Source organism: Betaproteobacteria bacterium, assembly GCA_009377585.1.
GTDB lineage: Bacteria > Pseudomonadota > Gammaproteobacteria > Burkholderiales > WYBJ01 > WYBJ01.
The window spans coordinates 1-11,434 of record WHTS01000079.1 but is presented as its reverse complement, the minus strand read 5'-3'; the positions used below and the strand labels follow the sequence as shown (position 1 = coordinate 11,434).

Here is an 11,434-nt window from a genome sequence, read left to right as displayed (position 1 = left end):
GCGCGAATCCGGGCTGCCGGCCGGCCGGTATTTCACGGTCACTTCCAGGGTCGCTGCCGGATCGTCCCAGATCACTTCGATGAGCTCGACCGTGAGACGATGGCCGAGCCAGCGCGAAAGCCCATTGGTGATGCGCGCCTTCACCACGCCGCGCAGCGTCTCGGAGGCGGGTTCGAACACGAGCTTGCGCACGCCGCCGCCGAAGTCGGGCAGGAACAGGCGCTCGGCCGGGCTCGTCAGCAGCAACTGCAGCAGCTCGTCGCGCACGTGCGCGTCGTCGTTGGCGGGCGCGGCCGTGCGTCCGTCGGTGCCGATGCGAAACGGAAACGCCAGATGCCTGCCGTTGGAAAGCGCCGCCATCACGTCCCCTTCCCGCGTTGCTGAACCTGGACCACGATGGCGGTGCCTTGCGGCGCTTGCGCCGCGTTGAGGCACAGGCCGATGCTCGTCTGCAGCAGCACCGGCACGTTGCGCACCGAGGTTTGCGTCGCGCCCGTGATCCAGCGGATCGTCACGCACGGCGAATAGGCGACCGGGGTGAACGGGCAGGCCACGACGGGGTGCAGGTCGGTCTGCAGCAGCGCCGGCGCGCCGTCGATCAGCGCCTCGGTGTTGGTTGTCAGCAACTGCGCCTGGCCGCCGTGCGGGCACATCACCGTGCTGGTGGTCGTAAGGATCGGGATCACGGCGGCACTCCGAAGGTCATCGCGCCGTTGACGAGGCTTACGCCGGCAAGCCCGACCTTGATGAGGCCGTTGTTGAGCGAGATGTCGTCGGTGCCGATGCGGATCTCGCAGGCGCCGCAGGTGAGCACGATCTCGGTGGCGGTGAGCTTGATCTCCGGACCGCTGCCGTGCACGAGCTTCAGCTCGTCGGCTTCGTCGTCGAGGATGACCTTGTGGCCATTTTCCGAGACGACGATGCGGATCGCCGCACCTTGCGGATCCGGACGCTCGCCGGCTGCCCACCACGCGCCCGACCAGATGGGGTTATCGAGGCGACCGGCCTCGAACTCGATCCACACGCCCGAGCCCACCTTGGGCAGCAGCACCATGCCGTGTCCGTCGCCGGCGAACGGCGCGGCTGGCAGCGCCCAGCCGCAGGGGTGATCGCCCAGCACGGCCGGTACGGTGGCGCGAATGCGGCACTGGTTGTTGGGGTCGTCCACGTCGGTGACGACGCCGCGGTACTTGCCGTAATAGGTCGTCCCGGCCCGCTCGACCAGGCGCTCGACATTGCGCTCCAGAACGTCCGGCATCAGAAGATTCCTCCGCCGGCGGACACCGCCAGCTTCAAGCCCCCGCCCAGGGCTTCTGCGACCGCGGCACCGGAAACTTCGGTCGCCGAATCGGCCTTCGCTTCGAGCTCCTGCGTATGCACCGAGGCCGTGATGCGATGGACCACCTTGGTGATGAGGTACTCGCCGCTATACGGCGTGGCGCCCGCGTCGACACGCACCTTCTGATAAGGCGAGAGCAGGGTACCGTAACAGCCGGGAATGACCTGGCTCGTCAGCTTGTAGACGTAGCCATTGCGCCGCGCCTGGGCGGTGGCCGCCGCCGCCGGGTCTTCGCGCGTGTTGTCCGTGGGATCGAGCAGCCGTCGCGGCGTCAGGTCGGCGGGTTGCGCCGGGAGATTGCGCATGAGACCGAGATCTTCGGCGCTGGTCTCGAAGCTCGTCACGCCCTGGTCGTCGACGCGCAGCACCGCCGCCTGAGTGCGCTCGCCACCGTCCGGATCTTCCGTGACGTTTGCATTGGCGAGATTGCGGCCATCGCCGACCAGCACCAGCGGCGGCAGACCGGCCGCGTCCTCCGGGTCGGGCAGGAAGCAGCCGATGCTGGCGCCCGGTTCTTCGCCCGGCAGCACATAGGCGTGTCGATCGTTGGCTTGCCCCATCTCGCGCAGGAACTGCAGCACCGTACCGCGGCGCGTGGTCGTCTCGGGCGCGGCGTCGGTGGATTCGATGCGAGTCGCCTGGATCTGCTCGAAGCGGCCGAACAGCTCCTCGGCGATCTCGCTGGCGGCGCGATGCTCGAAGGGCGGCTCGATCTCCTCGTCGCGGTTCATGAAGGCGCTGTCGTCGCGCACGACGATGGTGGCCGTGCTGCGGCCGGGCTGGGCATCGAGCCCGGCGTCGATGCTCACCAGCGGCCCGTCGATCAGCGCCGCGAAGTGGCCGTTGCCCATGTCGAGCTCCACGCGCACGCGCGTGAAGGGGGCGGCGCTCTCTCCCGGCCAGTGCAGCCAGGCACCATTGGCGTCCAGGCACAGCGCCATGCGCAGGCGCGCTTCCCAGAAGGCGTCCATCTCCTGCGTCACCTCGATCTCCTCGATGCGCCCGAGCTCGTCCTCGCTCGCAGCGCGATCGCCGAACCAGACGCGGAAGCGTTGCGTCGCCATCGTCAGTGTCTCGAGTCAGAAGTTCGTCACCCTCGCGAAAGCGGGGGTCCAGGCGAAATCAAGTCCTGGATTCCCGCTTGCGCGGGAATGACGAACGTGAACGAATTTGCAATTCACCACACTAGCCCCGCGGAACGTCGAGCGTGTCGCCCGGCTGCTCGACCAGAGTGCGGCCATCGAGCGCGCTGTTGGCGTCGGCGACATGCCAGAACTGGGTCGCGTCGCCGTTGATCGCGTGGGCATAGAGGTCGAGGCGATCGCCCGACTGGACCACCTGCGGCTCACCCGTGGCGGGCGTCAGGCGCCGCAGCTTCAATGCGACCACCTGCTCGCCGGTCGAGGTGGCGGTCTCGACCGTGGCGACCTTGGCGTAACGGGAATTGGCAAGAAACATCGTGTCCCCCGAAGGATGGCCGGCTCAGAGCGGGATCAGCTGGAACGCGCTGTCGGCGGTGTTGGCCAGGTTGGCGATCGCCTGCGCGTCCTTGGCGAGCGACGAGTATTCGAGCGCGCCTTTCGCCAGCACGTCGTCGGAGCAATCGTCCACGGTGATGACGCTCACGGTGAGGTCGACCTCGGCCCGCAGCGGATTCAGCACCGCGTCGTATTCGAGCTCGGAGATGCTCATCGAGTCGATGGTCACCGGCAGGATCCGCGTCGGGCCCCAGATGAAGAGAATGCGCGGATAGGTCTCGCGCGGGATCGGCTGCGCTGGCGCGTCGTCTGCCCCGCCAATGCCGAGCGCATCGCCGATCGCATCCAGCGCTGCGCCGATAAGACCCGCCGCCTTGCTGCTGGGCCGGACCATCTTCTCCAGTGCGGCGAGCTGCGGTCCGATGCCGAAGAGCTGCGCCAGGGCCTTGCCTTCGTCGAGCATGTTGGCGGCGCTGAAGTGCGCCTTGAAGGTGATCCTCTCGAACGTCTTCTCGCCGGCCTGTGTCACCTCGCGCTGGGTGGCGCCCGTCGGCCGCGGCGGGATTTCGAGCTTGCGCGACAGCGACTCGGGATTGAACTGGAAGATGACCACGTTCGGGATCGGCCCGATCAGCGCCGTGCCGTACTCGATGAGCGCCCCGTGCATGAGCGTCATGGCCGGCTCCTTCTCAGGCTCGCGGCGATGCGCTGCGCGATGCCGGCCGCCAGTGCGCCAGGTTCGGGCGATGCCGAGGCGGCGAGCCGGCCGGCATCGATGCGCCGCTTCGCCCCGACATTGCCGGCATCGGCCACGAACTCCCGTGCGAGCGGCTCCCGCGCGAGCGCTGGACCCAGCGCTCGCACGGCGGCTTCTGCCGTCGCGGGTGGGATGCCGCGCATATCGAGATCGAGGCGTTCGATGTGCAGGCGGCGCGGCGAACGCTCGGATGTCATCGCGGGGTCCTGTGCGAGGCGACCAGCGCGGCATAGGGGCCGAACTGGTCGAGGCTGTTGGCGCGCTCGAGCTTGTCGTATTCGCGCTGCACCGCGCGCACCAGCGCCGGCATCGTGAGGCGGCGCGGCGCGCCTTCGAACGCGCTTTGCAGGCATGCCTGGAATACGATGGCGCGGATATGCCCGCCCGCGAGCGGGAAACGCTGCGCCAGGAAGCCAAAATCGATATCGGCGGCGTCGACGTTTTCGGGAATCACGCTGCGCCAGATGCGCAGCCGCTCTTCGACGCCGGGCAGCGGAAACTCCACCACGAACCGCAGCCGGCGCAGGAACGCCTCGTCGAGATCCTTCTTGCGATTGGTGGCGAGGATCGCGAGCCCCTTGAAGCGCTCCATGCGCTCCAGCAGGTAGCTCACCTCGATGTTGGCGTAGCGGTCGTGCGCATCGCGCACCTCGGTGCGCTTGCCGAAGAGCGCATCGGCCTCGTCGAAGAACAGGATCAGGTCGGCCGCATCGGCGGCGTCGAACAGCCGGCGCAGGTTCTTCTCGGTCTCGCCGATGTACTTGTTGACGACCTGCGAAAGGTCGATGCGGTACAGCGGCAGCCCGAGCGTGCGCGCGAGCGCTTCGGCCGCCATGGTCTTGCCGGTGCCCGGCGCGCCGGCGAACAGCGCCGCCAACCCGCATTCGCCCCAGGCGCGCGCCGCACCCCATTCGTAGTGCACGCGCGTGAGATTGGTCATCGCACAGACGAGCTCCTGGATCTGTCCGGCTTGCGCCGCGGGCAGCATCAGCTCGTCCAGACCGAAGCGCGGCACTACCGGTTGCGCCAGCGTGCCGAGGTCGAGGTCGGCGCGCGCTAGAGCCAGCATCTCGTCGAGCGAGGGCTCGTGGCCGAGCGCGGCCAGCTCTGCGCCGATGCGCACGATCGCCGCGCGTTCGTAGCGGAAGCGGCGCGCGAACTCGGGCGCCAGCGTCGCGGCCGATCCGCCGGGCAGCGCTTCGCGCCAGCAGGCGAGGCGCTCGGCGTAGCCGAGCGGCGGCACGACAAGCGCCGGCGCGCTCACACCGAGGCGAGTCAGCAGCGAGCGGTCTTGCATGCCGATGAAAAGCGTCAATGGCAAACCGGGGAGCGGCAGCAAAGCCTCGCTCGCGGCGTGTGGCGCGTGAGCGTCGCCGAGCAGCGAGGCGTGCAGATAGACCGCGTGTCCACGCAGCCATGCCGAGGTGAGCGCCTGGGCCAGGTGCTCGCGAGGCAAGGCAGGGCTCGGCTGAACAGTGGCCATGCCCGCCTGCTGCGCGCAAGCCGCGGCCCATTCGGCCAACGGCGCATCGGCTGCACCCAGCACGGGAACGATGTGCGGGCCGCGCTTGCCATCCCGCTTTCCATCTCGTTTGCCATCGCGCTTGGCCGAGTCGGCCGCAGCCGCGCGCATGCTGCCCACCGCTGCCGCGGCGGGGTGGGGCTGCAACAGCGCCGGCGTGACCGGTTCGAGCGCCGAAGGAAGCGCCGCGCCTGCGAACAACAATTCGCGCGCCACCAGCGGCGGCACTTCGAGCGCGGCTTGCCATTCGTTCCAACCGCTTCCCGGCGTGAAAGCGAGCAGGCCGCAACGCAACAGCGCATGCGCGGAATCGAAGCAGCGCAGCAGATCGTCGGGTTCGTCCCACAGGCGCTGCGCCAGCGCGAGGGTCGGGCGCGTGCGCGCCGGCTCGTTGAGGCAACTCGCGATCACGGGGCCGGCGGCGCTGTCGATGCTCGGCAACAGCGCCATGGCCAGCACGAAGCGTTCCACCGGTTCGAGGCGCAATTCGTGCGCGACCCAGCCGAACGACCCGCGCGTCATGGGTCCGGTGAACGGAGCTGGCGTGGCGATCCGCTCGCTCAGATAACGCGCGGTCACGTCCTCGGCGAAGAAGCTGCGCTTGTCGCGCTCGTAGCGCACGAGGTCGAGCGCGGCGAGCGCGCGATCCACCGGCGCCGGCAGTGCTGCAGACTCCGCGGCGCCCTGCAGCCCGCGCTCGCGCCACAGCCAGCACACCTCGCGCCGCAGCCGCAATGTCACCTGCGCAAGCCAGTGCTGCGCACTCGGGTCCTGGCCGCGGACACCGGGCATGAAGGCAATCGGCTCCGCGGGGTAGCGCGCGCTGGACAGTAAAGCCGTCATGGCACCACCACACTGGGGCTCGATCTGGCCTGCTGGTTGTTCACCCGCAGGATGGCGCGATAGGTGCCCGCCGGCACCGCGGTGGCGGCGTTCTCCACCGTGAGGGTCTGCTGTCCGGCCGCGGTCGTGACCGTGTCGAACAGGTGCACGGTCATGCCATCGGAGTCGCGATAGAACGCGACCACGACGTCGTCGGTATCGGTGCCGAGCAGCGTGCCCTGCAGTTGCAGATCGGATCCGACCAGCGTCGCGCCGGTCACCGTCGGCAGCAGCCGCGCCGCCAGCAGATTGCTCGAGCGCGTGCGGGTGGGCGACAGGCGCCGGCGTACGATGAGCGGCAGCTCGCCGGCCGACAGCGTGCCGCCCGATGCGATCGGCGTGCCGGGAGTGCCTTCCGCGGTCACGATCAGGCGGTCGACGCGCCGCTCCACCACCGTGAGCATCACGTCGCCGAGCACGACTTCCATGCTGGCCGCGCTCACGTCGTCGCCGTAGATCGTCAACGTCGCGCCGGTTTCGAAGCGATCGGGCTCGACGCGGTGCAGCCGCGCGCCGAGCGAGGGGATCACTTCGATGCGCACGCCGTCGCGGCCGATCGTGGTCTCGGGCGCGGTGGTGTAGTCGATGCCGACCAGCAGCGAAGCGCGCGGCAGGCTTCCCGGCACGATCATCACCGGGCGCATCTGGAATGCCGCCGACAGGCGATAGCGCTCGTCACTGCCTTGCATGATCTTGGCGAGCAGGTCGGCGTTCGAATCGTCGAAGGTGAGCTTGAGCGGCTCGGGGTTATTTTCGAGCGCGAGCTGCACATCGGGTGCGACCAGCGGATCGAGATGCAGGTAGTTCAACTCGTGCAGCGCGGACATGCCGCTGCCGAGCAGCTCGTGCGCCGCGGCGCTGTCGCTGCGCTCGTCGCGATCGAACGCGGTGAGCAGGAACTTGAGCACCAGCCACAACGGCGGCGGTTCGCCGTCGCGCAGCGACAGATTGCGCAGCGTCGCGTCGAACGCGGTTTCGTACAGGAACAGGTTGAGCTTGGGCTCCGTGTTGGTCGCCGCCGCCTCCTCGGGCTTACCGATCGACACCTCGAAGCCGCGCCGGATGAGGTGATCCTGCAGCAGCCGTGAAACGGCGCCGATCGCCCGAGCGGAATCCGCGAGCGCCATGGTCAAATCCTGCGCAGCGCACGGCGCGCGAGCGCACTGCGCCCGGGCGCAGCGCGTGGCGCGACCACCTGCCTGGGCGCGAGGGCCTGCGTGACGGTCTGCGCGGCAGGTGCGTCGACGCGCACATGGATGGCGCCGATCGAGATATCGAGCGGCGGGTCGCGATCGACTATTTCGGCAATGCGAGCGGGGGCGATCGATGGTGTCTCCGAACGAAGCGGCGACATCGGTACAGCGCTGCGCTCGTGCGCGACAGTCGGAGGCGCGACGGGATGCGCGCGCGCCATTGGAGTCTCGAACTGCGACGCGGGATCTTTTGCATGCGCTGCCGCGTGCCCGGATCGTTCGGCGAAGCTCGGTGCGGGTTCATTACCGTGCGCAGGCGTGCGCCGGCGATCCGGCTGCTCGCCGGCGGCCACCCAGCGCAACGCGGCATCCACGAGCGCGTGCGCGAGCGGCGGCTGCGGAGCGTGTGATTCTTCTCCGGCCGATGGCGTTGCACGTGGCGCAGCCGGGTTCGTCTCGGCGGCAAGCGTTTGCGCGCTGCGCGCCGCATCGTCCGAGATCGCCTCGCGCCGAAGCGGCGACTCGGGTCCGGATTCGATTTGCGCCGTCACGCGTTGCACGGCCAGCGTGGTGGGCGCCAGCGCCGGGTGAGGCACAGGTTCACCGATCGCATGGGAAGTCGGCGCCGGCAGCGATGCAGGCTGCTCGGCGGGCGAGACCTCCGCAGGCGCAGTGCGCTCGGCAACAGGTCGCGCCGAGCCGCCATCCTGCGGCAACGTCATGCCGCTGGAACGCAGCAGCGCTCCGAAGTAGTCGCTCATGATTCGACCTCGATCAGCGCCAGGTAGTGGGCGCGGCGAGCCGGGGGCAGGGCCAGGATCTCGGCTTCGGTCCAGCCATAGCGCGAGGCCAGCGCATGGATCTCGTGCAGCAACGACCGGCGGCGGCGGTCGAGCCGTGCCAGCGCCACCGCTTCGAGGTCGATCGGAATGTCGTTGTCGGCGCCGCATGCGGGGCAGGGACAGAGCACCGACAAGGCGACCAGCGGGTCGTGCTCAGCCAGCGTGCGGGCGAGCAGCGGCGCGTCTTCGGCGCGTGCTTCGCCCTCGAGCAGCAGGCTGTCGAGCATCGTTTGCATCGCCTGATCGCGCGAGCCGGGTCGCATGTCGCGCCAGCGGCGAAGATCGTCGCCGGTGGGACGACGCAGCGTGACGCGTCGGCCGCTTGCGAGCGAAGCCTCGATGCGCACATCGTCGTGCGTGCTTTCGAGCAGTGCGTACAGCGACAGCGAAAACTCGAACGGCTCGCCGCAGCCGTTTTTCCGACAACGCGCGCTGAAGGAGAATTCGCGCGCGGAGGCATCGGTGATGCCGACCAGGCGCAGCAACGACGCGGTCCGGATGCCGACCGGCTGCGACCACCAGAATTCGGGATCGCCATGCCCGGCGCAGTGCGCGAGCAGCCCGGTCACCAAGGAAGGCCGGTCGGGGTCGCCGAGATCGAGATCCAGGTCCGCAGCGGCTCCGAAGGGACGCATCGCGGTGTGCGGGGCGCTCGCTTGCATGCTTCAGGCCTTGTGCTCATCCTTGAAGGACCGGCTCCGTGGGCTCGACCACGGCAGGATCGCGTTCCCAGCCTTCGTTCTCGAGCTTGATGGTCTGGATCGCGACCGCGTTGGCGTTCGCATCCAGGTCGGGCAGCGCCTGGAACTCCGAGACCCAGCAGCGATAGATCTTGTAGGCGATGGCGAGCTGGCCGGTTTCGTTGTAGACCTCGAGGATCACGTCCTTGCGGAAATCCTTCAGGCTCACCTCGGCGCCCAGGCCCGTGCCCACATGCCAGACCTTGTTGGCCCAGGCTTCGAACTCGGGATCGTGCGTGACGCCGCGCTCGAGCATGATGGCGTCGTACTTGGTGCGGCCGGGCGATTTGCGCGAGGTCGAAGGGTCGCCGCCCTCGCGGTGCTCGACCACTTCGGTGCTGCGCTTCAGCGCCCCCACCTTGCTCACGCCCGCGACGTAGCGGCCGTCCCACTTGATACGGAATTTGAAGTTCTTGTAGGGATCGAAGCGATGCGTGTTGACGGCGAACTGGGCCATGACTCGACTCCGTTATTGCAGATCGCCGGCGATCTGCTGGATGGTGATCACGACGAATTCCGCCGGCTTGAGCGGCGCGAACCCCACCACGATGTTGACGATGCCGAGATTGCGATCGGCCTGGGTGGTCGTTTCCTTGTCGCATTTGACGAAGAACGCGTCCTGCGGCGTCGTGCCCTGGAACGCGCCCTGGCGGAACAGGCCGTTCATGAACGCGCCGACGTTGAGGCGGATCTGTGCCCACAGCGGCTCGTCGTTGGGTTCGAACACGACCCATTGCGTGCCGCGATAGAGGCTTTCTTCGAGGAACAGGGCGAGGCGCCGGATCGGGATGTACTTGTACTCGTCGGCCTGCGCGTCGGCGCCGCGGGCGGTGCGTGCGCCCCAGGCGACGCGGCCGTAAGCGGGAAAGGTGCGCAGCGCATTCACGCCCAGCGGATTGATCTGCCCGTTCTCGAGGTCGTTCATCGGGCTCGCCAGGTCGAGCACGCCGTTCAGGGTCGCGTCGGTTCCGGCCGGCGCCTTCCACACGCCGCGTTGCGCATCGGTGCGGGCATAGATGCCGGCAAGCGTGCCCGAAGGCGCCATGCCGCGCGGGCGCAGACCGTCGAGCGGATCGACGATGCGCACCGCGGGAAAGTAGGTGGCGGAATTACGCGCCGCGTTGCCCAGCGACAGGTTGCCGGACGCCCATGCGCCGATATCGACGAGCGTGCGGTTCGACGGCGCATCGACGATGTAGAAGGCGCGCTTCAATTCGCACAAGGCGATCGCCTGCGGGATGACGCCGGCTTCCTGCCCCGCCGTCATGTCGAACGTCTCCGGAATGCAGAAGATATTGAAGAGATCCACGTCGAGCAGGGCGTACATGCCGGTCTTCGCCGATTCGCTGCCGACGAGGTCGATCGCGCCGCCACGCGTGCCGTCGACGCCCGGCGTGGCGGGCACCACGTCGGCGACCACGGCGGGACGAAATTGCGCGGCGCCGGTGAATTCACGCCCGCCGTTGGCAAGCCCCATGTGGATGCTGGCGGCGAGCCCGCCGAACGATCCGCCGGCGATGACCACGCTGGACGATTCGCCCGGCGTGGCGGAGGCGAGCTGCAAGTGGCCGTTCCCCACCTGGCCATCGGGCCCGGTTTCCGTGGCTTGCAGGTTGGCCGCGAGCCCGGCGTTGGCGATGGCATTGGTCGCCTCGGTGACGAGCTCGCCGATATTGTTCCAGGGCGCGTTCGCGAGCGTCAGCACGAACGGCATCGTGCCGTCGACCGTGCCGCCGATGGTCGCGTTGGTCGGGTCGAGCGGGAAGGTCGGCGCGCCGCTCACCGCGAATCCGGCCTGGTTGAACACCAGGCCGGCGCTACGGTGCACGCGAATCATGGTCGAGGCGTTGTTCACCACCGACTCGGCGTACTGCGCGGAATTTGCGTTCATGCTGAGATTGCGATGCGTCTCGACCGGGACCAGCGCGCCGTTCTGCACCTGCGAGACGATCAGGTTGAAGTCCGCGTCCGGATTCTTCACGCGCGACGGGAACGTCGGTCCCGGCCCAAGCACTTCCACCGTCAGGCGCAAATCGTTGCCCCAGGCGCCCGGGCTTGCCGCTTCCACTTCCAGCACGTCGGCCGGTGTCGCATCCTGCAGGACCCACGACGCCGTGGCGTGGCCGACCGCGACGCGCACGATGAAGGCTTGCGTGCCGCCGTTGGAGAAGAACTGGCGCACGGCATAGGACACCGGGCTGTCGCGGTCGAGCCCGCCGTAGGTGCGCTCGAAGTCGGCGAAGCTGGTGATCGAAACGGCACGGTCCGGCTCGCCTTTGCGCGTGTAGCCGACGAAGGCCGCGATCGATGTCGCCACACCGGTGATGGTGCGCACCCCGCTCGGCTTCTCGACGATGTAGACCCCCGGGTAGCTGACTTGCGCCATGACGCCGTCTCCTTGATCTGCAAAGAACCTTCAGGACCGCCGCGCAACCTTCAGGACCGCCGCGCGCCCGCATACACGACCTGACCCCCGGGAAGCGTGCGCCGGTCCACGATGCCCGCCGCTTCCAGCCGCTCGAGCGCTGCGCGGATGCACTCGGGCGATTCCTCCGCGCACTCGCCGGTCAACCACCAAAGCCGTATGCCTTCCACGCTGTCGGCTGCGTCCGGGTGCGCGCGAAGGTAGCGCTCGATCGCATCGGCGATGGTTGCCACGCGATCGGGCCGGGTCGCCATCG

General features: G+C 68.6%; 13 protein-coding genes. All 13 read right to left on the bottom strand.

The features are described 5' to 3' along the window. Positions 1–360 (bottom strand): hypothetical protein (locus tag GEV05_21105; GenBank protein ID MPZ45836.1); only part of this gene is annotated, 360 nt, incomplete at its 3' end. Beyond that, positions 360–686: a hypothetical protein gene (locus GEV05_21100; protein ID MPZ45835.1), complete on the bottom strand. Its 327-nt coding sequence runs from the start codon at positions 684–686 to the stop codon at positions 360–362. The genes GEV05_21100 and GEV05_21105, both read right to left, overlap by 1 nt. Next, on the bottom strand, positions 683–1,258 hold the full coding sequence (locus tag GEV05_21095) for a hypothetical protein (protein MPZ45834.1): 576 nt from the start codon (positions 1,256–1,258) through the stop codon (positions 683–685). The genes GEV05_21100 and GEV05_21095 overlap by 4 nt, the downstream gene beginning before the upstream one ends. Next, on the bottom strand, positions 1,258–2,403 hold the full coding sequence (locus tag GEV05_21090) for a hypothetical protein (GenBank protein ID MPZ45833.1): 1,146 nt from the start codon (positions 2,401–2,403) through the stop codon (positions 1,258–1,260). The genes GEV05_21095 and GEV05_21090 overlap by 1 nt, the downstream gene beginning before the upstream one ends. Before the next feature lie 121 nt (positions 2,404–2,524). After that, positions 2,525–2,797 carry a hypothetical protein gene (locus tag GEV05_21085; protein MPZ45832.1) on the bottom strand — a complete coding sequence of 91 codons (273 nt, stop codon included), beginning with the start codon at positions 2,795–2,797 and terminating at the stop codon, positions 2,525–2,527. Positions 2,798–2,821: 24 nt separating this feature from the next. Further along, the gene (locus GEV05_21080) at positions 2,822–3,493 is read right to left on the bottom strand and encodes a hypothetical protein (protein ID MPZ45831.1); all 672 of its coding nucleotides are present in this window, start codon (positions 3,491–3,493) and stop codon (positions 2,822–2,824) included. After that, on the bottom strand, positions 3,490–3,771 hold the full coding sequence (locus GEV05_21075; protein ID MPZ45830.1) for a hypothetical protein: 282 nt from the start codon (positions 3,769–3,771) through the stop codon (positions 3,490–3,492). The genes GEV05_21080 and GEV05_21075 overlap by 4 nt, the downstream gene beginning before the upstream one ends. Further along, positions 3,768–5,939 (bottom strand): AAA family ATPase, encoded by a 2,172-nt coding sequence (locus GEV05_21070; GenBank protein MPZ45829.1) that lies wholly within the window; start codon positions 5,937–5,939, stop codon positions 3,768–3,770. Before GEV05_21070 ends, GEV05_21075 begins: the two co-directional genes overlap by 4 nt. Beyond that, complete coding sequence (locus tag GEV05_21065; GenBank protein MPZ45828.1) at positions 5,936–7,105, bottom strand: DUF4255 domain-containing protein; 1,170 nt, start codon at positions 7,103–7,105, stop codon at positions 5,936–5,938. Before GEV05_21065 ends, GEV05_21070 begins: the two co-directional genes overlap by 4 nt. A gap of 2 nt (positions 7,106–7,107) precedes the next feature. Beyond that, positions 7,108–7,932 (bottom strand): hypothetical protein, encoded by an 825-nt coding sequence (locus GEV05_21060; GenBank protein ID MPZ45827.1) that lies wholly within the window; start codon positions 7,930–7,932, stop codon positions 7,108–7,110. Then, on the bottom strand, positions 7,929–8,675 hold the full coding sequence (locus GEV05_21055) for a hypothetical protein (protein ID MPZ45826.1): 747 nt from the start codon (positions 8,673–8,675) through the stop codon (positions 7,929–7,931). The genes GEV05_21060 and GEV05_21055 overlap by 4 nt, the downstream gene beginning before the upstream one ends. A gap of 16 nt (positions 8,676–8,691) precedes the next feature. Continuing rightward, a complete protein-coding gene (locus GEV05_21050; protein MPZ45825.1) occupies positions 8,692–9,210 on the bottom strand; it encodes a phage tail protein in 519 nt (172 codons plus the stop codon). A gap of 12 nt (positions 9,211–9,222) precedes the next feature. Beyond that, positions 9,223–11,139: a phage tail sheath family protein gene (locus GEV05_21045; GenBank protein ID MPZ45824.1), complete on the bottom strand. Its 1,917-nt coding sequence runs from the start codon at positions 11,137–11,139 to the stop codon at positions 9,223–9,225. Between the last annotated feature and the right edge of the window lie 295 nt (positions 11,140–11,434).

Excerpts from the sequence above, each read along its gene's own strand:
- GEV05_21080 (MPZ45831.1), bottom strand. The coding sequence starts at position 3,493 with ATGACGCTCATGCACGGGGCGCTCATCGAGTACGGCACGGCGCTGATC.
- GEV05_21060 (MPZ45827.1), bottom strand. The coding sequence starts at position 7,932 with ATGAGCGACTACTTCGGAGCGCTGCTGCGTTCCAGCGGCATGACGTTG.
- GEV05_21090 (MPZ45833.1), bottom strand. The coding sequence starts at position 2,403 with ATGGCGACGCAACGCTTCCGCGTCTGGTTCGGCGATCGCGCTGCGAGC.
- GEV05_21070 (MPZ45829.1), bottom strand. The coding sequence starts at position 5,939 with ATGACGGCTTTACTGTCCAGCGCGCGCTACCCCGCGGAGCCGATTGCC.
- GEV05_21085 (MPZ45832.1), bottom strand. The coding sequence starts at position 2,797 with ATGTTTCTTGCCAATTCCCGTTACGCCAAGGTCGCCACGGTCGAGACC.
- GEV05_21065 (MPZ45828.1), bottom strand. The coding sequence starts at position 7,105 with ATGGCGCTCGCGGATTCCGCTCGGGCGATCGGCGCCGTTTCACGGCTG.
- GEV05_21055 (MPZ45826.1), bottom strand. The coding sequence starts at position 8,675 with ATGCAAGCGAGCGCCCCGCACACCGCGATGCGTCCCTTCGGAGCCGCT.
- GEV05_21075 (MPZ45830.1), bottom strand. The coding sequence starts at position 3,771 with ATGACATCCGAGCGTTCGCCGCGCCGCCTGCACATCGAACGCCTCGAT.
- GEV05_21045 (MPZ45824.1), bottom strand. The coding sequence starts at position 11,139 with ATGGCGCAAGTCAGCTACCCGGGGGTCTACATCGTCGAGAAGCCGAGC.
- GEV05_21050 (MPZ45825.1), bottom strand. The coding sequence starts at position 9,210 with ATGGCCCAGTTCGCCGTCAACACGCATCGCTTCGATCCCTACAAGAAC.
- GEV05_21095 (MPZ45834.1), bottom strand. The coding sequence starts at position 1,258 with ATGCCGGACGTTCTGGAGCGCAATGTCGAGCGCCTGGTCGAGCGGGCC.